Origin of the sequence: Citrobacter europaeus (genome assembly GCF_037482245.1) — a bacterium.
GTDB classification, from domain to species: domain Bacteria; phylum Pseudomonadota; class Gammaproteobacteria; order Enterobacterales; family Enterobacteriaceae; genus Citrobacter; species Citrobacter europaeus.
This window is the reverse complement of the sequence record NZ_CP148084.1, coordinates 4,665,590-4,689,808: the sequence shown is the minus strand read 5'-3', so window position 1 is coordinate 4,689,808 and position 24,219 is coordinate 4,665,590. Positions and strand designations below refer to the sequence as shown.

Here is a 24,219-nt window from a genome sequence, read left to right as displayed (position 1 = left end):
ACTTTCCAGATTTGTTTTCAGTAAAAAAATAACCCTTTTTTTATTATTGTTGATATGCTGACTGGACTTTATTTCTTATGTATTACTTTCTTTTGGTAAGGGATGCGATAATGAAAAAAGGATCAGGGTTCTATAATCTGGAAGGTATAGTTTCAGAGGAGAGTATAAATAAGTATTTATTCTCTGTTAGGGACGAGGGTAAGTTAGGGTTGCTGGATGTTGAAACAATTGAAGGTCATGAAAATTTAAGTAAACCATACAGTTATAAAATTAGATTCACATCAAAACAAAAAAACATCCCTCCTGACTCACTTCTTAACATTGAAGGCTCGCTGAAAATCAGAGCACCTAATCATAACTGGAATAAATATATTCAAGGTTCTGAGAAGTGGCTATATGAACGGCAAATTGAAGGCGTCATTACGTCATTTTCGCTTATTAGCACATCAGCGGATGAGTCACTGTACGAAATCAGGTTAGAGCATAAGCTGGCATTACTCTCACGATGCAAGCGTTCGGCTATTTACCTGAACATAAATGTGCCGAAACTGGTCACGCAGATCCTCAAAGAACATGCTTTTGCCGATTATGAAATCGACTTTGATAATCTTGTTTGTATCTATCCCAACCGGGAAATGATTGTTCAGTGGGAGGAGTCAGATTTAGCGTTTATCAGCCGCATCCTGTCAGAAGTTGGGATCTGGTTCAGGATCGCAAATCATCATGCTGTTTCGCACATTATGGTGGTTATCTTCAGTGATTCACAATGCCAATACCTCTTTGATCAAAAGATTATGCACTCATCCCATGCCGGGCTGACATCAAATGAGTATTCGATCGATCAGCTGGTATCAAAGCACAACGTTGTCTCCGCTGGCGTTAAAGTGAAGAACTTTGATTACAGGCTGGCAAACTCGCAGATGCTAAACGCTGACGCCGATGTGTCTGCGGAAAGGGCTACGGCATATGGCACAGAGTATCGCTATGCGGATATCCATCATCAGCCAGGATCGCAATTTGCCGAGGCGCAGCCAGGCGAGTCCAGCTGGTTTTACGCCAAACTGCATCACGAAATTATTCTTAATAATCAATCCATTTTAACCGGTGTGACCACCAGTCCGTCGATCGTGCCGGGGATGGTGCTGGAAATTGACGGCGCCATTCCACATGCCTTCGCCTCTGGATTTGTGGTAACGGCAATGCAGGTGACGGGGAGGCGCGATGCAGCGCTCCAGTCCCGGCTTATCGGTGTTCCCTACAGCCAGAACGTTTGTTTTCGACCGCAGCCGCTACCCCGGCCACGTATTGCAGGTACTGTTCCCGCGATCGTTTCATCACCAATAGACAATGACCAATATGCTCATATCGATGTGCAGGGTCGCTATTGGGTGAAGTTTGATTTTGACCTCGACCAGCACAGGCAAGGTTATGAAAGCATGCCCGTTCGTCTGGCGCGGGTTTATGCCGGTGATACTTATGGTCATCACTTTCCGTTAATCCAGGGCACAGAGGTCGCCATTGCGTTTGAAGGCGGCGATCCGGAAAGACCTTTTATTGCGCACGCTCTGCATCATGCTCCAAAGCCTGATCCCGTTACCAGCCGCAACAATACTCGTAACGTCATCCGCACTGCGGGTCTTAATAAGCTGCGGATGGAGGACCGGCGCGGGCAGGAACACGTCAAACTGAGTACCGAGTACGGCAAAACGCAGTTGAACATGGGCCATCTTGTAGATGCTGGCGGTAAACCTCGCGGCGAAGGCGCAGAACTGCGCACCGATGACCGCGCGGTCCTGAGGGCGGCAAAGGGGATACTACTCACGACTGAGGCGCAGCCAAAAGCCCAGGGTAAGCAGCTCGATATGAGCGCAGTGGTTCAGCAGCTTCAGGCCGCGCTTACGCTGGCAACGTCGCTTCAGCAGAGCGCGCTGACGGCACAGGCGTTAAATGTCGAACTGGGACCGCAGCAGCAGCTTAACGCCGCGCTTGAACAGCTTACCCGCTCGGGGCTGGTGGCCTATGCCGATCACGGTATGGCCCTGCTGACACCGCAAACGATGGCATTATCAGCAGACAAAGATTTGTCGCTAAACGCCGCCAGCAACGGCAGTTTTAACGTCTTTAAAAAACTCTCAATGGCCGTTGGGCAGGGCCTGTCACTTTTCAGCAGAGCTATCGGAATCAAAATCATCGCCGCAAAAGATGATATTTCCGTCCAGGCGCAGCGCGGGGAAATGGGCCTGCTTTCTGATAAGCATTTTCATATTCAGAGTATGAACGGCAACGTGACCATCAGCGCCAGGAAGAATATCCAGCTTTTGTGCGGTGGTGGCGGTATCAGAATAAATGAAGACGGCTCAGTAAAAATATTCTCTCCCGCAAAAGTGCAGTTGAAAGGCACCACTCTTGACTGGAGCGGACCGGAGTCGGCAAAAGATAAAACCCCTGTCTTTCAGGAAGAACAGTTTCATCGCCGCATTAAATTACATGGCTCTGGCAACCCAGACGATGTTCTGAAAAATACAAAATTCAGACTGACTAAGGCATCAGGCGAAACCATTGAAGGCGTCACAGACGATGAAGGAATGACGCCGTTATTGGATATGACTGAAATGGACGAAATGAAAATGGAGATTTTGCCAAATGAGTAACAATCCCTTTAATCCGCAGGTGGTGGCGACAGGTGTACAGGGCGTGCCTAAATCTACGGGCGGAAAAATGGCGGTCTGCGACGTGCCCGTTAAGTATTCCATGCCCTGCATTGTGATCCTTGTGCACGGCGTCAACGATGTGGGCGAGGCCTATCAGAATCAGGAGGAGGGTATTATCGCTGGCCTGAATGAACGTATGGGTCGCACGGATATGTATCCGCATGAATGGCAGCAGTACAAAATGGATATGGGCGATGGCGAGCAGCAGAATATAAAAATGCCCGGACGCAGCCCGGTCATTCCATTTTATTGGGGGTATAAACCCGTCGATCATGCGACGTATATAGAAGACCAGCGGCGTTATCGCGAAGAACGGGCTAAATCAGGAGACGCCGCAAAACTGCCTTACAACGCCTATCAGGAAGATGACAACACAAAGCTGGAAAAACTGGGCCATATTCCCCAAACCACCTTGAAATATCAGAATGATAATTTCGGTAATGTTCTCGATGATGTGTACGCCAAAGGCGGGGGTACCTTTGCCAATGCGACAACCACTATTCCGGATATGTTAGGGCCGGGCTCCGGCGGCCTGGCGAACGGTGCGGCAGGATTTGCATCACTGTATATGAATGCCGGGGATTTTACGCACCCTATTTATGACAATCCGCACCGTATTTATCAGTTTTTTGCCGCGCAGCGGCTGGCTGATTTAATCCTGATGATTCGAAGTGAACCGGCAACACAATTCGATCCCATTAATATCATTGCGCACTCCCAGGGAACGATCATTACCATGCTGGCCAATATGCTGGTAAAAGCAGCAGGTGCCGATCCTGCCGATTGCGTGATACTTAACCATTCTCCCTACGCACTGGAAAAAACGGCTGCTGAAAGTGTCACACCTGGACATCACCAGACGGATCGCGCCCGGCAACAGACGTTCCGCAATTTCTGTCATTTGATGGCGACCAACGCCAGATATGGCAAGGGGCAATATCACACGCAGGCCGAGATTGATGAATTAGAAGGCGCGCTGTGCCTGAGTAAAACCAATTCACAGTGGCGGCAGAATAAACTCTATACGCGTAATAACTTTGGCAAGGTATATAACTATTTTTGCCCCAATGACAGCGTGGTTTCATTACTTAACGTCCAGGGTTTGGGCTGGCGGGGAGTCCCCCATAATATTGCCAGCGGAATAGACAATCTGCGCCAGCGGGTTTTCTGTGAAAATGGTCCGGAAATAGGCGGCAGCCCGCTGAGCGTGCCTTTTGAAATGCCGGCGTTAGAAAAGAATAGCTTTAATCAGGATACGGGCGCGACCAGACAATATACGTTTGCGGATGTTGTTGTGAATGGCGAGCAGCTCCCCGTTACCTTCAGACACCAGTTACAGGGCGCGGGAAGTCAGTATAAATATTCGATAGCGCCAGGTTCACCCGATCAGGACATCTCATTTTCTGCAAAAGCCACGGTCATTGCGCGCACTGAGACAGATTTCAAAAATCTCAGCGGCGCAGGTTTCGATTCTTTACAGCCGGGCCAGGAATTAACGCCCACTGAACTTGCGATATTCTCCAAAAAATATGGCAAGCCTTATACCAAAGGCGTTGTTCTGGGCGGGGGATACAATAAGACCGTTCAGTTGATTTATGAAAAAACGCCGGATGAGCTGCAAAAAGAATGGATGCAATCAGAGCAGGTTGGTTACAGCCAGCATTCCTCTATTGTTATGTCGAAAGATGCCCCCGCGAAAGCGATGCCTTTCGATCTGGCGGTGGGAATATGCAGAGCATTTGATCACCGCTGCGGAGAATTCTGGACCGAGCTACTCCTGCGCGGGGACTGGCGTATGAAGCGTAATGGTCTGCCAAAAACTGTGGATTATTATACAACGGGGATATTGAATAAAGCCGACACAAAAGATTATATGAACAGGCCAGATGATATTTTACCGCAAGGGAAGTTTGGCGTGGTTAACGAATATTGTCATTCAACAACGGTTCAACCGGCCAGACGTAATGAAATATACAATGCCGAGACTCCAAATCTGCAATGGGATATGCCCAAACCGCTTAACGTTTAAGGATGAATTATGAAACCAGGAATTAGGGTAAGAGTAATCGTTGGGGCAATTTCACTATGCGCCATCGCTGCCTGTACAAAAAAAATACCCTCACAGGTTATTTATCGGTTTGATGAAAATCGTTACCTGGAGTTGATCGGTTATGATTGTGAAGGATATGTTGTTTACCATGATGTAAAAAGAAAGATCCACAAGTCAATTTATGGCAATCCAATCTATAGGGTTTTCTCGGGTGAGTTTATCCATCCCTCAGAACAGTACATACTTGTGCCTGAGTGGGAGCCTGGGGCATATAAAATATCTAAAGATTACGGGCAAACGTGGCAGGTGGCAACATATATGGCTTCTTTCCCAGCGCTGGAGAAAAACTCAGATGGTATTATGCGTGACAGCCCTGAAGGAAAAGAAATAAAAAGAGTGGTGGTGGTTAATAATCAGGCATTTATTTCCACTGCACAAGGACATTTGTATATGAGCTCATACCCTTTTGACGACCCGCGTCTGGCGCCGGGTGGACCGGGTATAGATTATCAATACTTTGATGACACGTATTATCTCTACAGACCAGGCAAGCATAAATCCAGTGGCGAGTATGTGAACGGCCATATGAGACCTGAATCGCCAGGGCGCGCCTGGGGAACGGTGGTATTTATGAAAGCATCTTTAGCCCATTTAACGGAAGGTTATAAGGCCAACTATCAAAACCTGCCGGACAAAGAACCGGAAGTGGTGGGCTATAAGGGCTGGACCCGGATGCACTGCGATATGGATGCAGGGAAATAATCTGGAATGGGATATGCCCAAACCGCTTAACGTTTAAGGATGAATTATGAAACCAGGAATTAGGGTAAGAGTAATCGTTGGGGCAATTTCACTATGCGCCATCGCTGCCTGTACAAAAAAAATACCATCACAAGTAATTTACCGGTTTGATGAAAATCGTTACCTGGAGTTGATCGGTTATGATTGTGAAGGATATGTTGTTTACCATGATGTAAAAAGAAAGGTCCACAAATCAATTTATGGCAATCCAATCTATAGGGTTTTCTCGGGTGAGTTTATCCATCCCTCAGAACAGTACATACTTGTGCCTGAGTGGGAGCCTGGGGCATATAAAATATCTAAAGATTACGGACAAACGTGGCAGGTCGCAAAATATATGGCTCCTTTCCCGGCGCTGGAGAGAAACTCAGACGGTGTTATGCGTGACAGACCTGAAGGAAAAGAAATAAAAAGAGTGGTGGTAGTTAATAATCAGGCATTTATTTCCACTGCACAAGGACATTTGTATATGAGCTCATACCCTTTTGACGACCCGCGTCTGGCGCCGGGTGGACCGGGTATAGATTATCAATACTTTGATGACACGTATTATCTCTACAAACCGGGCAAGCATAAATCCAGTGGCGAGTATGTGGACGGTCATACCAGTCCTGAGTTTCCAGGTGCTGCGTGGGGAACGGTGGTGTTTATGAAAGCATCTTTAGCCCATTTAACGGAAGGTTATAAGGCCAACTATCAAAACCTGCCGGACAAAGAGCCGGAGGTGGTGGGCTATAAGGGCTGGACCCGGATGCACTGCGATATGGATGCGGGGAAATAATCTGCAATGGGATATGCCCAAACCGCTTAACGTTTAAGGATAAATTATGAATAAGGGAAGTGCGTTAAAAATAATAATCGGAACTATTTCGCTATGTGCTATCGCTGCCTGTACAAAAAAAGCACCCTCACAGGTTATTTATCGCTATGATGATAACCGATATCTGGAATTAAAAGGCTATAATTGTGAGGGAGCGCTTTGGTATCATGATACCAGGCGGAATATACATAAAGAATTAGTGAATGGCATTTATTCAACGTATCAGATATTTTCCGGGGTATATATTCATCCGTCAGATAAGTATATTCTTATACCGCGATGGGAACCTGGAGCATATAAAATATCTAAAGATTACGGGCAAACGTGGCAGGTGGCAACATATATGGCTTCTTTCCCAGCGCTGGAGAAAAACTCAGATGGTATTATGCGTGACAGCCCTGAAGGAAAAGAAATAAAAAGGGTGGTGGTGGTCAACAATCAGGCATTTATTTCCACTGCACAAGGACATTTGTATATGAGCTCATACCCTTTTGACGACCCGCGTCTGGCGCCGGGTGGACCGGGTATAGATTATCAATACTTTGATGACACGTATTATCTCTACAGACCTGGCAAGCATAAATCCAGTGGCGAGTATGTGGACGGTCATACCAGTCCTGAGTTTCCAGGTGCTGCGTGGGGAACAGTGGTGTTTATGAAAGCATCCTTAGCCCATTTAACGGAAGGTTATAAGGCCAACTATCAAAACCTGCCGGACAAAGAACCGGAAGTGGTGGGCTATAAGGGCTGGACCCGGATGCACTGCGATATGGATGCAGGGAAATAATATGAAAGGTGTAATCAGGCTAAACGATCCGCTGGAAAATGGCGGATATGTTAATAAAGCTTCTGGTAGCAAGTTTATGGGAATTGCTGTCGCCTTAATGGGGGATACTGTGGTTTGTATTCTGCACAAAGGTACCTTCCCAATACTTGATTTTGAGCCAACCTGGACAATGGATGGCAAAGGCGTCGTTGTGGATGGTTGTAGGGCCGCATGTGGTTGTGCAATTAAAACCACACTGCCAACAGCGGGGACAAGCAAATGAGGAAATGGAAGATACCAAACAAGAATCCCTATGAAGAACCAGAAAAATTCCCGCTGAATATTATGCTGATCATTAGCTGTGCTATCTTTCTGTTTTTTATAACATACAATATATTCAACTGGTTGCAGGACAAGAAAGTTCCTGATGATCTGATATGGAATGCAATAGGTATCCCATCGCTAATAGTGTTGGCAATCTGGTGTGTGATGGTAATCACTTACGGTGTTATATCTTTTCCATGTTACTATGCGGGTTATCTTGAGCAGTATGGTATGAATCAGTGGAAAAAGTGGGCAATACGGGCATTGCCGCTTTTAGACTATTCATCCATTCTGCCGGTACCTGAACTGGCATTAAAAATTCAGAAACTAGAGGGGGAAGCGCCAGCAGGTTCTGCAACGCCGTTACGCATTGATATTGAAGTTGACTCAATGGATGACACCAGAGTTGATAAAGTGCTAAGGCAATTGATAGAGCCCCTCAAATATTCTCTTGTCAGGGATTATCGGCCTTTTAATACCTGGCTGTACGTTAAGGGAGCGGATGACACTATCGGCAGTAGTTTCAAGGCGGTGCTGGCAAGCCTGAGCGTCCCCAACGATAAAGTCGGAAAAATTAATATCCTTCACGAGTGCCCTGATTATTTCTTAATTAATGACTGGGTTGATTTAAATATTTCTGAAAATAACCTGGTTATTGCAGTTGAACTGCATGATGAAAATAATTTTGACTTTTTTGAAAGTGCTAATGCTTTTATTTTTACCAATACACAACTGCTTAAAGATAAAGACACACCTTTATATTTATTGCGCATGATGGACAGTACCCCTTACTATCTTGATGAAATCGTAAGTACATATCTTTCTGCACAGCAAGTTGATGTGAGTAAAATTAAAAAACTATGGTTCAACTCACTGGATAAGCAGTCAAAGTTCGTATTATTTAGTGGGATAGAAAACGCAAAAACGAGCATTTTGGCCGATAGCCGATATGAACTGGAGGCCGTCACTGGGCAAAGCACAGAGGTTCAGCGCTGGGTTGTATTGGCATTGGCTGCGGATGCTGAAAAATATGGGCAAGGACATCAGTTATTCGCCAGTACATCCGCAAATGCTATTCAATCCGGCATAATAGCGGCTAAATATCCAGGATCTTGTCCGGCACTTGAAAAGCTGGATTTCCATGATTATTGGAGGGTCATAAAATTGTGCGCAATTATTTTATGGTGTATGGGATTTGTAAGTCTCGTACCACTGGAACTGTTCCAAAGTCACCCCTGGTATACGTTTGCACCTTTGGTTATTGGTATTCTGGTTATTTACACGGCGGTTATGATTTTTTCTTTTATACTGAGTCATAATATAGAGGAGAAAATGGATATTTATTACTCTCAGTTTTTATGAGGTAAGCGCCCTGACGGGCGCTCTTACTTCTTTGACTCTTTTTGTGGCAGGAGCCTTAGTCGGTTCAGGATTTATTTCACTGTCCAACCCTTATAACTGCCGACGTTGTTTTTATCGATCATCGTCACCGGGATCAGCACGGGTTCTTTCGGGGCGGGTTTCCCCTGCAATATGTCATAGCCGATTTCGACCGCTTTGGCAGCCATCACCTGCGGATCTTGTGCCGGAGTCGCCACAAATAGTGAGTTTTCGCGCTTCAGCGCTTCTTCACCGTCTGGGGATCCATCTACGCCGACAATAAAGAATTCGCTACGCTGCGCCTGTTTTGCCGCCAGATCGGCACCGATCGCAGTCGGATCGTTAATGGCGAATACGCCGTCGATCTTCGGATTCGCCGCCAGCAACGCGGTCATGATCTCCAGCCCGCCTTCGCGACTGCCTTTGGCGTTTTGGTTATGCGACAGCACCTTGATGTCCGGGTGGCGTTTGAACTCGGTTTGGCAGCCTTCCACGCGGTTCTGGACGGCGGAAACCGGCGGCCCGTTGATGATGACGACGTTGCCTTTGCCTTTCAGGCGGTCGGTAATGTATTTACAGGCCATTTCACCTGCCTGGGTGTTATCGGAGGTAATGGTCGCGTCTGCGCCTTCCGCCGCCACGTCAACGGCCACCACCACAATCCCGGCGTCTTTCGCGCGTTTTACCGCCGGGCCGATGCCCTTAGAGTCGGCGGCGTTAAGGATAATCATGTCGACTTTGGCGGCAATAAAGTTGTCGATTTGCGACACCTGTTGCCCCAGATCGTAGCCGCTGGACACCAGCGTCACTTTAACGCTATCCCCCGCCAGTTTGCGTGCTTCCAGCTCCGCGCCTTTGGTTATTTGCACGAAGAACGGGTTGGCCAGATCGCCCACCGTAACGCCGATCGATTTCAGTTCTTTTGCCTGCACAAACGGAGCTGCAGCAAGCAGTGCGCCAGCACAGAGCGCGGTCACTAATGGCTTCAAACGCATACTCGTTTCCTCACGTAGGGTATTGTTGTTATAGGCCGGATAAGGCGATTGCGCCGCCATCCGGCAAGTTTGTCTATGCACTTTGATGGTGTCGGGTACGGTATTTGTCGATCAGCACCGCTATGATGATCACCGCCCCTTTGATCACCAGTTGCCAGAAATAGGAGACGCCCATCAGCGTCATGCCGTTATTGAGCGTGGCAATGATCAACGCCCCCACCAGCGTGCCGGTAATGGTGCCGATCCCGCCAACAAAACTGGTGCCGCCAAGGATCACCGCCGCGATGGCGTCCAGTTCGTAACCCATGCCTAAGTTGCCGTTGGCGCTGTACAGCCGCGAGGCGCTCATCACCCCGCCAAGACCTGAAAGCAAACCGCTCATGCCGTAGACGAACAGCAGCACCAGCCACACTTTGATCCCGGTTAAACGTGCGGCCTGCATGTTGCCGCCGACCGCGTAGATATGAACGCCGAGCGTGGTACGGCGCAGAATGAACCAGCACACCACCACCACCGCCAGCGCAATCACCACCAGCCATGGGATCGGCCCGAGATAGTTGTTACCAATCCATTCGAAGCTGATATTGGAGTTAATCACCGTCGTACCATCGGCCAGCAGGTAGGCCGCGCCGCGTAACGCCGTATACGTTCCAAGCGTGACGATAAACGGCGGTAGTCCGGCAAAAGCGACCAGCGCGCCGTTAAACAACCCCAGCACCAGGCCGAGCATCAGCGCCGCCGGAATCGACAGCATGGCAAGCTCAGGAATAAGAGAAACGACCATGGCTGCGACGGCGGTGGTGCCGAGAATCGAGCCAACCGAGAGGTCGATCCCGCCGGTCAAAATAATGAAGGTCATGCCAGCCGCCAGCACGATGTTGATCGACGCCTGACGGGTAATATTCAGCAGGTTGCTTTCGGTAAAAAAGTTGGGCGCGATAAAGCCAAAGACCGCCACAATCAGGATGAGAATCGGTAAGATGCCGACCGTTTGCATCAGATCGCTCATCAGCATTCTTTTCGCGGAGGCGGATTTCGCCACCTGCTGGGGAGGGGTTGGATTATTCATGGGGCACCGCCTGATGGTGGGAGTCGTTCACGCCGGTAGCCAGCGTCATAATATTTTCCTGGGTAATACTTTGCCCGTTCAGCTCGCCGGCAATGCTGCCTTCCCGCATGACGTACACGCGATCGCTCATGCCAACGACTTCCGGCAGTTCGCTGGAGATCATCAGGATCGCCACCCCTTTGCGCGCCATATCGTTCATGATCCGGTAGATCTCGCTTTTGGCGCCGACGTCCACGCCGCGCGTGGGTTCATCGAGGATCAAAATACGTGGGCCGATCGCGACCCAGCGCGAAATCAGCAGTTTTTGCTGATTACCGCCGGACAGCCCGCCTGCGCGTACCTGCGCGTGCGGCACGCGGATGTTGAGCAATTTGATGGCGTCATCGGAAATAGCCTGCGCCTTTTTGCGATCGAGCATGCCCCAGTTGGCATCACGCTCCAGCGTCGCCATGGTGATGTTTTCTGCCGCTGCCAGCTCTAAAAACAGTCCCTGCTCTTTGCGGTTTTCCGTCAGAAAGCCAATGCCGTGGTCAATCGCCTCACGCGGGGAGTGGATCACCACCGGCTCACCGTCTACTTCAATCATGCCGCCGATGGCTTTACGCACGCCAAAAATCAACTGAGCCAGTTCAGAACGTCCGGCGCCGACTAGTCCGGCCAGGCCGACGATCTCCCCGGAGCGCACCAGCAAGCTGCACGGCTGGACTTTATGGCCGTCGGTCAGGTGGTGGACGTTGAGGCGCGCTTTCCCTAAGGGAATATCGCGTTCTTTGTTGAACAGATCGCTTAGCGGACGGCCCACCATCATGCGCACCAGCTCCGCGGCGTTGAGCTTGTCGCGGGTCAGGCTGCCAACATATTGCCCGTCGCGCAGGACGCTGACGCGATCCGAGAGTTCATACACTTCCGCCATGCGATGGCTGATGTAAATAATCGCCATCCCTTCATCGCGCAGGCGCATGATCAGTTCAAACAGGCGGTGGGTTTCACGTGAGGAGAGGGCGGCGGTGGGTTCATCCATCACCAGAATGCGGCTGTTACGGTGCAGAGCGCGGGCGATTTCCACCTGCTGCTGTTCGGCGATGGTCAACGTCATCACGCGATCGCTGGCCTTAAACTGGGCGCCGAGTCGGTCGATGACTTTCTGCGACTGCAGCACCATCTCTTTACGCTGGACCAGACCGCCGCGCGACAGCTCGCTGCCAAGAAAGATATTTTCCGCTACCGTCAGGTTGGGCGCGAGCTGCATCTCCTGGTAAATCAGCGTGATGCCCGCGCTGAGCGCATCTTTTGGCCCACGAATGTGGAACGGCTGACCGTCAATCAGGATCTCACCACTGGTGGCAGTATAGGCACCCGCGAGGATCTTCATCAGGGTGCTTTTCCCCGCGCCATTCTCACCCATCAGGGCATGAATCTCACCCGGCCAGACCGTTAAATCGACCCCTTTTAGCGCGTAAAATTTGCCAAACGCTTTGGCAATGTTGCGCATCTCCAGAACCGGTGTCCTGCTCATGGCGGATCTCCTGTGGGGTGGCCGATATCAGCAGTCCATCACAGGAATGTAAATGCAAAATGTCAGAAGCCGTTCATATTTGTCATATTGCGATTTTTCTTCACGGAGCGTGATATGCCGCAACCGGGACGTCACTTTTTCGCCAGTGCGCGCGGACGATTGCTGTTCTTCAATCTGCTGGTCGTCGCGGTTACGCTGATGGTGAGCGGTGTGGCGGTGCTGGGGTTTCAGCACGCCAGTCAGATCCAGGAGCAGGTGCAGCAGCAAACCGTTGACGACATGACCAGCAGCATGAACCTGGCGCGGGATACGGCGAACGTGGCGACGGCGGCGGTGCGGCTGTCGCAGGTGGTTGGCGCGCTGGAATACAAAGGTGAAGCGGAGCGGCTGCAGGAGACGCAACGGGCGCTGAAGGATTCGCTGGAACAGTTGGCTAATGCGCCGCTGGCTCAGCAGGAGCTGGTGCTGGTTGAGCGTATTATCCAGCGTAGTCAGGAGCTACAAAGCAGCGTGGAAGGTATGCTGCAGCGCGGGCAACTGCGACACCTGGAACGTAACGCGTTGCTCAGTTCACTGTATCAGAATCAAAGTTATTTACGTCATCTGCAAAAGCTCACCGGCGCGCAGGATGACGTGCTGCTGGGACAAATAGACCGATTAATTATCGCCGCCATTGAAACACCCACGCCGCGTTCGGTGGTGAAACAACTGAATGGCGTGATGCCTGCGCTGCCTTTGCAAGCCAATAATCCGCTGATTAGCCACATCCTCAACGACTTCAACCAGGAACTGCATAAGCTGGAGCCGCTCTCTTCCGCGCTGGAACAAAGCGATTTGGCGATCAACTGGTATATGTTTCATATCAAAGCGCTGGTGGCGATCCTCAACAGCGATATCAACCAGTATGCCTCGCAGGTGGCGCTGATCTCCGAACAGCGGGTGGCGCAAAGCCATCAGGAATTGCAATCTGGCGCGTTGTTTATTTTGGCGTTTGCGCTGCTGGCGGTGGTGATCACCGGTTTTGCCGGGTGGTATATCTACCGTAACCTCGGTTCCAACCTGACGGCCATTTCACGGGCGATGACCCGGCTGGCGCACGGTGAATCGGACGTCAGCGTACCGGCCCTGCAGCGTCGCGATGAGCTGGGTGAGCTGGCCCGCGCCTTTAGCGTCTTTGCCCGTAATACAGCGTCGCTGGAGCACACCACCCGATTGCTAAAAGAAAAAACCAGCCAGATGGAAATCGACCGCACCGAGCGCCAGGGGCTGGAGGAAGCGCTATTGCACAGCCAAAAGCTGAAGGCGGTGGGGCAACTGACGGGCGGATTAGCGCATGATTTCAATAACCTGCTGGCGGTGATTATTGGCAGCCTGGATCTGGTGAACCCAGACTCGCCCGATGCGCCGCGGGTCAATCGGGCGCTTAAAGCCGCCGAGCGCGGGGCGCTGCTTACCCAGCGGCTGCTGGCCTTTTCGCGCAAACAGTCGTTGCACCCTCATGCGGTGGAGCTGAAAACGCTGCTGGAAAACCTGGGCGAACTGATGCGCCACTCTCTTCCGGCCACGTTGACGCTGGAGATTGAAGCCCAGTCTCCCGCCTGGCCCGCGTGGATTGACGTCAGCCAACTGGAAAACGCCATTATCAATCTGGTGATGAACGCCCGTGACGCCATGGACGGGCAGGCGGGCACGATTAAAATCCGTACCTGGAATCAGCGGGTCACGCGCAGCGATGGGCGTAAGCAGGATATGGTGATGCTGGAGGTTGCCGACCAGGGAAGCGGGATGTCGCAGGAGGTGAAAGCTCAGGTCTTCGAACCGTTTTTCACCACTAAACAGACCGGTAGCGGCAGCGGGCTGGGGCTATCGATGGTCTACGGTTTTGTGCGCCAGTCCGGTGGCCGGGTGGAGATTGAAAGCGCGCCCGGACAGGGAACGACGGTCAGATTGCAGCTTCCTCGCGCCGTTGTGCCGGTGCAGGCTCAGGCAGAACCGGTGGCGGTACATGCGGCGAACAGCGATGAAAAACTGGTGCTGGTGCTTGAAGATGAAGCCGATGTGCGCCAGACGTTATGTGAGCAGTTACACCTGCTGGGCTATCTGACGTTAGAGGCCGCCAACGGCGAACAGGCGATGCATATGCTAGCGGCTTCATCCGAGATTGATATTTTTATCAGCGATTTAATGTTGCCGGGGGGGTTAAGCGGCGTGGATGTGGTTAATCATGCGCTGGCACATTATCCGCAATTGAACATCCTGCTGATTAGCGGTCAGGATTTACGTCCGGCGCATAACCCGGCGCTGCCGGATGTGGCATTACTGCGTAAACCTTTTACCCGGGGAGAGCTGGCGCAGGCGCTGCGGCATTCGCGTAATTGAGATTCCTCCGCTACCCGCGAAAATACGCTTTGATTACCGTGGAGCGAGTTTCTCGATGAGGCTGGTTTTATGCAACGCTCCACGACATTCTTACTTTTCACTCTGCTGATGACCACCGTTTCGGCGCAGGCGGATATTATCGATGACGCCATCGGCAATATTCAGCAGGCGATTAACGACGCATATAAACCGGACAACGGGCGAGATTATGACGACTCTCGTGATGAAAGCTGGCAGCGTCAGATGAGTGACGATCGTCGCAGACAATATGATGACCGCCGCCGCCAGTTTGAAGACCGACGCCGTCAACTGGATGACCGCCAGCGCCAGCTCGATCAGGAACGGCGTCAGTTAGAAGACGAAGAACGCAGAATGGAAGAAGATTACGATCGTTAGCTATAACGCTTTAAATATATGAGTATTTTGTCTCCCAGGCAGGGATTCACCTGTCAGCTAAATATTTCGCCATTTTATGTCAAGAAATGCACTTGAGCACAGTGCGTGTGTGCGTTACAATCTCTCTATGCTTATGGAAGAGGAGCTGGCAATGGAATGTCTAAATCATTAAACATCAGAAGTTTTCGGGATACATGGCTTGAAGATTTTTTTGAGCGGGCGACATCGCACAGAAAAATACCTGCGGATATTCATACTGCATTAGCCAGAAAGCTGGATATTATTAATGCGGCTGTTTCGCATCGGGATTTGCGCTCGCCACCCGGTAACAGATATGAAGAGTTAACCGGAAAGTTGCAGGAATATTCTTCAATTAGAGTAAACAAGCAGTACCGATTAATATTCAAATGGATTAACGGTAAGGCCGAAGATGTGTACTTAGATCCACACATCTACTAGAACTAGAGAAAATCTAAGGTAAAGATATGAAACAGGCAACCAGAAAACCAACTACTGTGGGTGATATCCTGCAATATGAATACCTGGAGCCGCTCGAGCTGAAAATTAACGATCTGGCTGAAATACTGCATGTTCATCGCAATACGGTGAGCGCACTGGTCAACAATAATCGCAAATTAACAACGGATATGGCGTTTCGTTTGGCCAAAGCGTTCGATACCTCCGTTGATTTCTGGCGTAACTTACAGTCGGCGGTTGACCTGTGGGAAGTTGAAAATGACATGCGGGCGCAAGAAGAACTGAACCGCATTGTTTCGGTTAAAGATTTTATCGCTCAGCGAAATGGCGAGTCTAAAAAAGTCGCCTGACTGTCAGCTTGTAGGCCGGATAAGATGTTTTCATCGCATCCGGCTAATTTCCTTACTCCAGCACAATCTCCATTCCGTCATATCCGGCTTCAAACCCTACTGGTAGCGGATTTCCCATCATCCACAGGTCAAACTGATGGCTGATATGCGTCAGGATCACCCGTGGGCAGCGGATAACTTCGTTTAAGGCGATAACGGTATTTACATCGCTGTGATTGCGCGGCGGTTCGGCGCGCGGGGCATGGCTGCAGTCGATGATAATCACCTGAGGCTGGTTATTGTGGAGAAACTTCAGCGTCTTGTCGGGAAGTCCGGCGGTATCGGAGAGCCACGCCACGCGGCTGTGCGCGGACTCCAGCAGATAGCCAAACGTCAACTTTGAATGGTTGAGCGGCAGCGGCGTGACCTGCAATCCTTGCAGGTCAAACACCACAAATGGCGCAACGGTATGGCTAAAATCGAGGATGCCGGGATGCTTAAACAGATCGTCGCAACCCTGATCATCCGGCGGTCCGTACACCGGGATAGTTGCCCCCACGCCCCAGCGCAGCGGAAATAGTCCCTGCACGTGATCCATATGATAGTGGGTCAGCAGAAACTGCTGGAAGCTGCCCGCTGGCCAGTCGTCCATCAGATGTGGGATCCCCGCGTCCAGCAATGTCACCGCATTGTTGAATTTGACCACCCCGCTACAAGGGCGTCGACGGTATTGCACCTGTAAGCGTGCTCGTTGGCAGGCCGCACAATCGCAGCCAAATGTCGGCACCAGCTGCGCGCCGCCCGTTCCCGTCAGCGTAATGGTCAGACTCATGGCTCCCCCTACACCGGTTTGGTGAAGCGAAAATGGCTCATGGTATAACCTTCGCGCTGGTAAAAACGATGCGCGTCAAGGCGTTGGGTGCTGGTGGAAAGCTCGGTGACTTCTGCGCCCGCTTCGCGCGCGGCGGCTTCGGCCCACGCCAGTAACTGGCTGCCGACCCTTAACCCTCGCGCCTGCGGCATCACCACCAGTTCCTGGATTTCGCCAATCCAGTTAGCGTGGTGCAGATGAAACTGTAGGTGCAGACCGATCAAGCCGACGACCTGTCCGTCGATTAACGCCAGCTGGTAGTGCATATTGGGATCTTGCAGATTTGCGGCGTAACCAGCGCTAAAAGCCTGCAGGTCAAATTGACCCTGCTTCAACTCGCAGATCAGCGCGTAAACCGCATCGGTATCGTAGAGCGTGGCGCGGCGTAATTCACAGACAGACATGTTTCTTCTCCTTGCGTCCCATCAGTGCGAGCAGTGTATCGACAGACTGTAGCAAACTACCATCGTTATTCAGGACGTGGCAGTCATACGGTGCGTAGCGCGCCGCGCGTTCAAGGCGGGCAGCGATTTCCGTTTCGCTCTCCCGCCCACGCGCCTGCAGGCGCTGGCGGAGAATTGCCGGAGAAACCTGTAAGCAAATGGGAAGCAAAGAAGCGCCATAACGGGCCTGCGCCTGGGGCAGATGTGCGCGCGAGCCGTTGACCACCACATCAAAGCCGGCGTGCAGCCAGAGGTCTATCTCTACGCCGACGCCGTAGTAGAAGCCGTTCGCGTGCCAGCTCAGCGCCAGCAGATTCTGCCCGGCGCGGATAAAAAATTCATGTTCACTCAGCGCGATATGGTTTTCATTCCCGGCGCTGGCAGCGCGGGTGATGTAACGGTGCGCCACCAGCAGTTGTGTCGGTTCCTGCTGGCGCAGTTCTGCCAGCAGACTGTCCTTACCGGAGCCGGAGGGCCCCATCAGCCAGATCAGTTTACCCATAGTCAGAATACCCTTTTTCCCTGGCGCCAGACGTGGTCGATATGGATGTTGCCGCCTTTGCGGTGCGCCAGCACCAGATCCGCGCGTTTGCCTTCGGCAACAACGCCACGATCGTCGAGATTTAATGCCCGCGCCGGATTGCGGGTCACCAGGCGAATCGCCTGCGGGAGCGTAAAGCCGTTGGCGCTATCGTCCGCCACGCGAAATGCCGCATCGAGCAGGCTGGCGGGGTAGTAGTCGGAGGAGAGAATATCCAGCAGACCCAGCTCAGCCAGCTTATGGGCCGCCACGTTACCGGAGTGAGAGCCGCCGCGCACGATGTTGGGTGCGCCCATCAGCACGTTCATACCATGCTGGCGCGAGGCTTCAGCCGCTTCGAAGGTGGTGGGGAATTCGGCGATCACGCTGCCAAGCTGGTGCGATTCCAGTACATGATCGTGGGTGGCATCATCATGGCTCGCCAGCGCAATCTGGCGCTCACGGCACATCTGGGCAATCGCCGTGCGATTGGGCTGTGACCAACGCGCCGCCAGGGCTAATTGTTCTTCTTCATAGCGGGCCATCTGCTCGTCGGTGAGCGAATACTTGCCCTGATAATACTCGCGGTACTTCTCGCGATTGGCGAACTGACGCTGGCCTGGCGAGTGATCCATTAGCGATACCAGCGTCACCGGCTCGCGGCTGACCAGTTTTTCAAACAGCGGCAGGGTAGTGTGATGCGGCAGTTCGCAGCGCAAATGCAGGCGGTGCTCGGCGCGATTGACCCCGCGCTTCTGCGTCTCTTCCACCGCATTAATCATCTTCTCCAGATTTTCCAGACGGTCGCCGCCGTCGCGCACATCGCCAATCGCCACCGCGTCCAGCACGGTGGTAATGCCGCTGGCCACCATTAGGGCATCGTGGCTGCTCATCGCCGAGTGGGCAGGCCAGTCGACCTTCGGTCGCGGGGTGAAAAACTTGTCGAGATTGTCAGTATGCAGTTCGATAAGCCCTGGCAGCAGCCAGCCGCCTTCGCCGTCCAGCGCCTGCGGCAGCTGGCTTTGACTTTCGGCAAAGGCGCGGATCGTTCCGCCTTCAATTTCCAGCGATCCTTGCACCACTTCATCTTCCAGTACCAGCTTTACGTTATTGATAATCATGCTGTTGTTCCCATCAGATGCAGACGATCCGCTACGCGGTCGCGCACGGTTTGATCGTGAAAAATGCCGACAATTGCTGCGCCGCGGGCTTTCGCTTCTTCAATTAATGCGACGACGGCGGCGCTATTTTTGGCGTCCAGCGAGGCGGTAGGCTCATCGAGTAGCAGAATTGGGTAATCAACGATAAACCCGCGGGCGATGTTGACGCGCTGCTGTTCACCACCGGAAAAGGTCGAAGGCGCCAGGTGCCACAGCCGCTCCGGCACGTTCAGACGGGTAAGCAGGTTAGCTGCTTTGGCTGCACACTCTTCACGGGATACGCCGAGATCCAGCAGCGGCTGCATCACCACATCCAGCGCGGAAATCCTCGGGATCACGCGCAGGAACTGGCTCACCCAGCCGATGGTTGAACGACGAACTTCCAGCACTTTACGCGCCGGAGCCTGCACCAGATCGACCCATTCATCGTTGTGGCGGATGTGGATGTGGCCTTCATCAGGCAGATAGTTGGCGTACAGCGAACGCAGCAACGTGGATTTGCCGCTGCCCGAGTGACCGTGCAGCACCACGCATTCGCCGTTTTTAACGTCCAGCGTGGCGTTTTGCAGCACCGGCAGACGCACGCCGTTTTGCTGATGCAGGACAAAGGTTTTACTGACATTTTCAACGCGGATCGCGTTCATTTTTAGCCTCTTTAAGCGTTTTTTCGTTTGATTGCCTGATGGCGCTTCGCTTATCAGGCCTACAACCAATGCCGCCATCCGGCACAAGCGATGCCGCTCCGTAGGCCGGATAAGGCGCAGCCGCCATCCGGCACAACAAAAAAATCAGTTCTGCAAAACCGACGACACCAGCAACTGGGTATACGGATGATGCGGGTCGTCGAGCACGCGGTCGGTTAACCCACTTTCCACCACCTGACCCTGCTTCATCACCAGCAAACGGTCGGCCAGCAGGCGCGCCACGCCCAGATCGTGGGTGACAATCACTACCGCCAGATCCAGTTCCACCACCAGGCCGCGCAGCAGGTCCAGCAGTTTGGCCTGTACGGAAACGTCCAGCCCGCCGGTGGGTTCGTCCATAAACACAAGTTTTGGGTGGGTGACGAGGTTACGGGCGATCTGCAGGCGCTGCTGCATGCCGCCGGAAAAGGTGGTGGGCAGATCGTCGATACGCGAGGCAGGGATCTCTACCTCCTCCAGCCAACGCTGCGCGGTGGCGCGGATGTCGCCGTAGTGGCGCGCGCCGGTGGCCATCAGACGTTCGCCGATATTGCCGCCTGCGGAGACCTGACGGCGCAGGCCATCCAGCGGATGCTGGTGCACCACGCCCCACTCGGTGCGCAGCAGACGGCGGCGGTCGGCCTCGTTCATGCCGTACAGCGAACGGTTCTGATACAAAATCTCACCGTTCTGCGGCGTCAGCCGTGATGAGATTGATTTCAGCAACGTGGTTTTGCCGGAACCGGACTCGCCGACGATACCCAGCACTTCGCCAGGCCACAGGTCAAAAGAGACATCGCTGAAGCCCTTGCCCGGCGCGTAGAGATGGGTCAGGTTGTTGACTGAAAGCAGCGGTTGCGTCATTGGCTGAGGGCCTCGCTCTGTTGGCGGCAGTAGTCGGTGTCGGAGCAGACAAACATGCGTTTGCCGGTGTCATCGAGCACCACTTCATCGAGATAGCTGTGGGTTGAGCCACAAATGGCGCAAGGCTCATCCCAGCTCTGCACGGTAAACGGGTGATCGTCGAAATCGAGACTTTCCACGCGGGTGTAAGGTGGAACGGCATAGATGCGCTTTTCGCGGCCTGCGCCAAACAGTTGCAGGGCCGGCATCATGTCCATCTTCGGATTGTCGAATTTTGGGATGGGCGACGGGTCCATGACGTAGCGGTCATTAACTTTCACCGGATAGGCGTAAGTGGTGGCGATATGGCCGAAGCGGGCGATATCTTCATACAGTTTCACCTGCATGATGCCGTACTCTTCCAGCGCGTGCATGGTGCGGGTTTCCGTTTCGCGCGGTTCGATAAAGCGCAGCGGCTCAGGGATCGGTACCTGGAAGATAATGATTTGATCTTCCACCAGCGGCGTTTCCGGGATGCGGTGGCGGGTCTGGATCAAGGTCGCGTCTTCCGTACGCTCGGTGGTATTCACCCCGGTTACGCGTTTGAAGAAATTGCGAATCGACACGGCGTTGGTGGTGTCATCCGCGCCCTGGTCAATCACCTTCAATACGTCCGGCTCGCCAATCACGCTGGCGGTGAGCTGGATGCCGCCGGTTCCCCAACCGTAAGGCATCGGCATTTCACGTCCGCCAAACGGCACCTGGTAACCGGGGATGGCCACCGCTTTCAGAATGGCGCGGCGGATCATGCGCTTGGTCTGCTCATCAAGATACGCAAAGTTGTAGCCGGAGAGGTTAGTGGTCACGAGGGGCCTCCTGTTGCAGGCGTTTGAGCAGTTCCAGCTCAGCCTGGAAATCGACGTAATGGGGAAGTTTGAGGTGCGAAACAAAACCCGCCGCCTCGACGTTATCCGCATGCGCCAGCACGAACTCTTCGTCCTGCGCCGGTCCCGTGACCGTTTCATCGTATTCGGCTGCCTGTAGAGCGCGGTCCACCAACGCCATCGCCATTGCTTTACGTTCGCTCATGCCGAACACCAGCCCGTAGCCGCGGGTAAAATGGGGAGATTCGTTTTCTGGTGCGACAAACCCGTTGACCATTTCACATTCGGTCATCAGCAGTTCGCCGACGTTCACCGCAAATCCCAGCTCTTCCGGGACGGTTTCCAGTGCCACATAGCCGCTACGGATTTCGGCGGCAAACGGGTGATTGCGCCCGTAGCCGCGCTGGGTGGAGTAGGCCAACGCCAGAAGATAGCCTTCGTCGCCGCGCATCAGCTGTTGCAGGCGTGAAGCACGTGAACAGGGGTAAACTGGTGGTGTGCGGGTGACGTCGTCGGGCGTGGCGCCATCATCCTCTTCACGCTTTGCCAGTCCCTGGTTGGCCAGCAGGGAAAAGACGTGCGGGGAGGCATCCTGTGCGCCGTCTGCGCTGCGCAGAGGCGGCGTTTCGCCATTAGCCAGCAGAGTAAAATCCAGCAGGCGATGGGTGTAGTCATAGGTCGGTCCCAACAGCTGTCCGCCGGGAATATCCTTGTAGACCGCCGAGATTCGGCGCTCAAGGCGCATTTCTGCACTGTTAAGCGGCTCGCTGACCGCCACCTTTGCCAGCGTAGTGCGGTAGGCGCGGAGCAAAAAGATGGCTTCGACGTTATCGCCGCTGGCCTGCTTCAGCGCCAGCGCCGCCAGTTCGCGATCGGCGATGCCGCCTTCGGTCATCACCCGGTCGACGGCCAGATTCATCTGCTGTTCGATTTGCGCTACGCTCAGTTCAGCAATGGTCTCATCGCCCCGGCGTCGGTTTTCCTGCAGGGCGTGGGCGTTGGCTATCGCCTTTTCGCCCCCTTTGACGGCGACGTACATCAGCACACCTCCACATGGGTGGTTCGCGGAATAGCCAGCAGGCGTTCGCCGCAGGTGAGGATCAAATCAACCCCCAGCGGGAACGGATGCGGGCGTTCGGTGAGTTCGTGAATCAGGCATTCCGGCAACTGTGGCGCGATCATGCGCTCTTCGGCGATGCCCGCGCCGGTCAGACGCAGCATACGTCCGCCGCTTAAGCCTGCGACCTGCACAATGAGCGTGGCGCTGGTCTCTGGCGCGACGGCGGAACCGGCGGAGAGGACGTTAAGCTGTTCACTGCTGATGTGTTCATCGGCGACGGCAAAGGCCGCCAGCTGCGGCTGATCCACCAGCGGCGCGTTGGTATGAAAACGTAGGTTCTGCCGGGCGATATCGTTATCCATCGACGGCGCCAGCCAGACCGGCGTGTCGCCGTCGACCAGGGTCAGCAGCACGCTGGTGGTTGCCACGCCCAGTGGCTGCCAGCCGTGTTTCAGTTGATGCAGGGCGACGATTACGCCCGGTTCGCTCATGGCCTTCAGCAGGCGACGAAAGCTCTGCTGAGCATCCTGAACGGGTAAATTAAAAGCGGTTTGTAAGGTCATGCGTTATCTCCGCGTACCAGCGTGAAGAAGTCGACCCGACTGGCGTTGACTTCGGCACGGCGTGCGCGAATCAGCGCATCGCGTTCCGCTTCCAGCGGGGCAATTAAGGTTTCCATTAAGTTCTGGAAATGCGTTTGTTCCTGCAGCAGCGCGTCAATCACCGCGCACTGCTCGGCATGTTGTTTGTTGCGTCCCAGCAGGTAGCTGTAACCCAGCGTGCCGCTTTTCAGGCGGACAACTGCGCGGGTAAGCGTGGTGTCACCGGCAAAGAAGCGGTTGCCGGTACCACCCATACGGGCCTGGATCTGCATCAGTCCGCTTTCCGGTGCGCGAATAAGTTCATAGTCCGGCGTCAGTTTGAGCGCGGTGATGCGGGCGTTCAGGGCATCGGCATTGCTGTAAGCCAGCGCGCGCATCCAGCGCTGGCGGGTGGCGGTATCGAAATGCATTCAGTGCTCCATAGTGAATTCGATCATGTCGGCGCGGGTCAGGCTGACGGAGTATTCCGCCGCGTGTTCTTCGCCTTCACGGTGGTTCAGGGTGCGCACGCACAGCAGCGGCGCCATATTGGGGATTTCCAGCACCTTGCTCTCTTTGGCCTGCGCGCGGCGGGCGCTGATGCGCGTTTGCGTACGCAGCAGCGTCAGGCCGGACTGTTCGCGCAGGTAGTCGTGCAGCGAACCGCTGTTAAAGCCCTGCAGCAGCGGCCACAGCGTGAGGTCGGAAAAATAGTGGTCGATCTGGCACAGCGCGATCCCGTTAACCCGGCGCAGGGTGCGCAGGTGAATCACGTTATCGCCCTCGTTAATGCTGAGCGCGTCGGCAATGTGGCTGGAGGCCGGGCGCAGCACCGCCAGCAGTTTTTCGCTGGTGGGGTGGCTGCCCTGGTCCAGCAGGTTCTGACTAAAGCGCGCCTGGGCATTCAGCGGGTAATCGAATGGGCGCATCAGCACCAGCACGCCGACGCCCTGGCGACGTTGTACCCAACCGCGCTCAACCAACTGGTCAATGGCGCGGCGCAGGGTGTGGCGGTTTACCTCGTAGCGCGCGGCAAGCTGATGTTCGGCGGGCAGATAGTCACCGCAGCGATAATGTTGACGAAGCTCCTGCTCAAGTCTCGCGGCAATTTCCTGATAACGCGTTGGATAACTGGTCGGATGTGTAGACAAGTGCATAGCA

25 protein-coding genes are annotated in these 24,219 nt (G+C 53.4%); 11 read left to right on the top strand and 14 right to left on the bottom strand.

The genetic code is table 11. From position 1 onward, the window contains the following. The first annotated feature begins 77 nt into the window (after positions 1–77). Genes WHR59_RS21980 through WHR59_RS21950 form a run of 7 tightly spaced genes read left to right on the top strand, consistent with a single transcriptional unit; the run spans position 78 to position 8,834 of the window. Positions 78–2,651 (top strand): type VI secretion system tip protein VgrG, encoded by a 2,574-nt coding sequence (locus tag WHR59_RS21980; protein WP_338843463.1) that lies wholly within the window; start codon positions 78–80, stop codon positions 2,649–2,651. Next, entirely contained in the window at positions 2,644–4,740 is a 2,097-nt protein-coding gene (locus WHR59_RS21975; RefSeq protein ID WP_338843462.1) for a T6SS effector phospholipase Tle3 domain-containing protein, read from the top strand. Before WHR59_RS21980 ends, WHR59_RS21975 begins: the two co-directional genes overlap by 8 nt. 9 nt (positions 4,741–4,749) lie before the next feature. Next, the gene (locus WHR59_RS21970) at positions 4,750–5,523 is read left to right on the top strand and encodes a T6SS immunity protein Tli3 family protein (RefSeq protein ID WP_087051813.1); all 774 of its coding nucleotides are present in this window, start codon (positions 4,750–4,752) and stop codon (positions 5,521–5,523) included. Between the two features lie 46 nt (positions 5,524–5,569). Continuing rightward, positions 5,570–6,343, top strand: a complete 774-nt coding sequence (locus tag WHR59_RS21965; protein WP_080625847.1) for a T6SS immunity protein Tli3 family protein — start codon at positions 5,570–5,572, stop codon at positions 6,341–6,343. Between the two features lie 46 nt (positions 6,344–6,389). Next, a complete protein-coding gene (locus WHR59_RS21960; protein ID WP_080625846.1) occupies positions 6,390–7,169 on the top strand; it encodes a T6SS immunity protein Tli3 family protein in 780 nt (259 codons plus the stop codon). A gap of 1 nt (position 7,170) precedes the next feature. Then, the gene (locus WHR59_RS21955; RefSeq protein WP_043018109.1) at positions 7,171–7,431 is read left to right on the top strand and encodes a PAAR domain-containing protein; all 261 of its coding nucleotides are present in this window, start codon (positions 7,171–7,173) and stop codon (positions 7,429–7,431) included. After that, a complete protein-coding gene (locus tag WHR59_RS21950; protein ID WP_338843461.1) occupies positions 7,428–8,834 on the top strand; it encodes a hypothetical protein in 1,407 nt (468 codons plus the stop codon). Before WHR59_RS21955 ends, WHR59_RS21950 begins: the two co-directional genes overlap by 4 nt. Positions 8,835–8,905: 71 nt before the next feature. On the opposite strand, the gene WHR59_RS21945 is transcribed toward WHR59_RS21950, so the two are convergent. The 3 genes from WHR59_RS21945 to WHR59_RS21935 all read right to left on the bottom strand — a co-directional run bounded on the left by WHR59_RS21945 (position 8,906) and on the right by WHR59_RS21935 (position 12,432). Continuing rightward, positions 8,906–9,847 (bottom strand): ABC transporter substrate-binding protein, encoded by a 942-nt coding sequence (locus WHR59_RS21945; RefSeq protein ID WP_003826688.1) that lies wholly within the window; start codon positions 9,845–9,847, stop codon positions 8,906–8,908. 73 nt (positions 9,848–9,920) lie between these two features. Further along, positions 9,921–10,916, bottom strand: coding sequence for an ABC transporter permease subunit (locus WHR59_RS21940; protein WP_047406945.1), 996 nt, complete (start codon positions 10,914–10,916; stop codon positions 9,921–9,923). Further along, positions 10,909–12,432, bottom strand: a complete 1,524-nt coding sequence (locus WHR59_RS21935; protein ID WP_042312939.1) for a sugar ABC transporter ATP-binding protein — start codon at positions 12,430–12,432, stop codon at positions 10,909–10,911. The genes WHR59_RS21940 and WHR59_RS21935 overlap by 8 nt, the downstream gene beginning before the upstream one ends. Positions 12,433–12,546: 114 nt before the next feature. On the opposite strand from WHR59_RS21935, the gene WHR59_RS21930 reads away from it, so the two are divergent. The 4 genes from WHR59_RS21930 to WHR59_RS21915 all read left to right on the top strand — a co-directional run bounded on the left by WHR59_RS21930 (position 12,547) and on the right by WHR59_RS21915 (position 16,034). Continuing rightward, complete coding sequence (locus tag WHR59_RS21930; protein WP_338843460.1) at positions 12,547–14,811, top strand: ATP-binding protein; 2,265 nt, start codon at positions 12,547–12,549, stop codon at positions 14,809–14,811. 69 nt (positions 14,812–14,880) lie between these two features. Then, positions 14,881–15,207, top strand: a complete 327-nt coding sequence (gene yjdP, locus WHR59_RS21925) for a DDRRRQL repeat protein YjdP (protein ID WP_047406937.1) — start codon at positions 14,881–14,883, stop codon at positions 15,205–15,207. A gap of 156 nt (positions 15,208–15,363) precedes the next feature. Beyond that, entirely contained in the window at positions 15,364–15,666 is a 303-nt protein-coding gene (locus WHR59_RS21920) for a type II toxin-antitoxin system RelE/ParE family toxin (protein WP_075145335.1), read from the top strand. 26 nt (positions 15,667–15,692) lie between these two features. Then, the gene (locus WHR59_RS21915) at positions 15,693–16,034 is read left to right on the top strand and encodes a HigA family addiction module antitoxin (protein ID WP_043018115.1); all 342 of its coding nucleotides are present in this window, start codon (positions 15,693–15,695) and stop codon (positions 16,032–16,034) included. Positions 16,035–16,086: 52 nt separating this feature from the next. Here the strand turns inward: WHR59_RS21915 and phnP are convergent, their stop codons facing one another. The 11 genes from phnP to phnF all read right to left on the bottom strand — a co-directional run bounded on the left by phnP (position 16,087) and on the right by phnF (position 24,215). After that, positions 16,087–16,845: a phosphonate metabolism protein PhnP gene (phnP, locus tag WHR59_RS21910; protein WP_181230880.1), complete on the bottom strand. Its 759-nt coding sequence runs from the start codon at positions 16,843–16,845 to the stop codon at positions 16,087–16,089. Between the two features lie 8 nt (positions 16,846–16,853). Then, positions 16,854–17,288, bottom strand: coding sequence for an aminoalkylphosphonate N-acetyltransferase (gene phnO, locus WHR59_RS21905; RefSeq protein ID WP_043018117.1), 435 nt, complete (start codon positions 17,286–17,288; stop codon positions 16,854–16,856). Next, the gene (gene phnN, locus WHR59_RS21900) at positions 17,275–17,829 is read right to left on the bottom strand and encodes a ribose 1,5-bisphosphokinase (protein WP_199995246.1); all 555 of its coding nucleotides are present in this window, start codon (positions 17,827–17,829) and stop codon (positions 17,275–17,277) included. Before phnN ends, phnO begins: the two co-directional genes overlap by 14 nt. Before the next feature lie 2 nt (positions 17,830–17,831). Continuing rightward, the gene (phnM, locus tag WHR59_RS21895; RefSeq protein WP_338843459.1) at positions 17,832–18,968 is read right to left on the bottom strand and encodes an alpha-D-ribose 1-methylphosphonate 5-triphosphate diphosphatase; all 1,137 of its coding nucleotides are present in this window, start codon (positions 18,966–18,968) and stop codon (positions 17,832–17,834) included. Continuing rightward, positions 18,965–19,651 carry a phosphonate C-P lyase system protein PhnL gene (gene phnL / locus WHR59_RS21890; RefSeq protein ID WP_043018513.1) on the bottom strand — a complete coding sequence of 229 codons (687 nt, stop codon included), beginning with the start codon at positions 19,649–19,651 and terminating at the stop codon, positions 18,965–18,967. The genes phnM and phnL overlap by 4 nt, the downstream gene beginning before the upstream one ends. 144 nt (positions 19,652–19,795) lie before the next feature. Further along, the gene (phnK, locus tag WHR59_RS21885; protein ID WP_003826710.1) at positions 19,796–20,554 is read right to left on the bottom strand and encodes a phosphonate C-P lyase system protein PhnK; all 759 of its coding nucleotides are present in this window, start codon (positions 20,552–20,554) and stop codon (positions 19,796–19,798) included. Further along, on the bottom strand, positions 20,551–21,342 hold the full coding sequence (gene phnJ / locus WHR59_RS21880; protein ID WP_230586357.1) for an alpha-D-ribose 1-methylphosphonate 5-phosphate C-P-lyase PhnJ: 792 nt from the start codon (positions 21,340–21,342) through the stop codon (positions 20,551–20,553). The genes phnK and phnJ overlap by 4 nt, the downstream gene beginning before the upstream one ends. Positions 21,343–21,388: 46 nt before the next feature. Continuing rightward, positions 21,389–22,456, bottom strand: coding sequence for a carbon-phosphorus lyase complex subunit PhnI (locus WHR59_RS21875; RefSeq protein WP_047406909.1), 1,068 nt, complete (start codon positions 22,454–22,456; stop codon positions 21,389–21,391). After that, entirely contained in the window at positions 22,456–23,040 is a 585-nt protein-coding gene (gene phnH, locus WHR59_RS21870) for a phosphonate C-P lyase system protein PhnH (protein WP_043018121.1), read from the bottom strand. The genes WHR59_RS21875 and phnH overlap by 1 nt, the downstream gene beginning before the upstream one ends. Continuing rightward, complete coding sequence (gene phnG / locus WHR59_RS21865) at positions 23,037–23,489, bottom strand: phosphonate C-P lyase system protein PhnG (RefSeq protein ID WP_043018122.1); 453 nt, start codon at positions 23,487–23,489, stop codon at positions 23,037–23,039. Before phnG ends, phnH begins: the two co-directional genes overlap by 4 nt. Further along, positions 23,490–24,215, bottom strand: a complete 726-nt coding sequence (gene phnF / locus WHR59_RS21860; RefSeq protein WP_043018123.1) for a phosphonate metabolism transcriptional regulator PhnF — start codon at positions 24,213–24,215, stop codon at positions 23,490–23,492. Positions 24,216–24,219 lie beyond the last annotated feature (4 nt).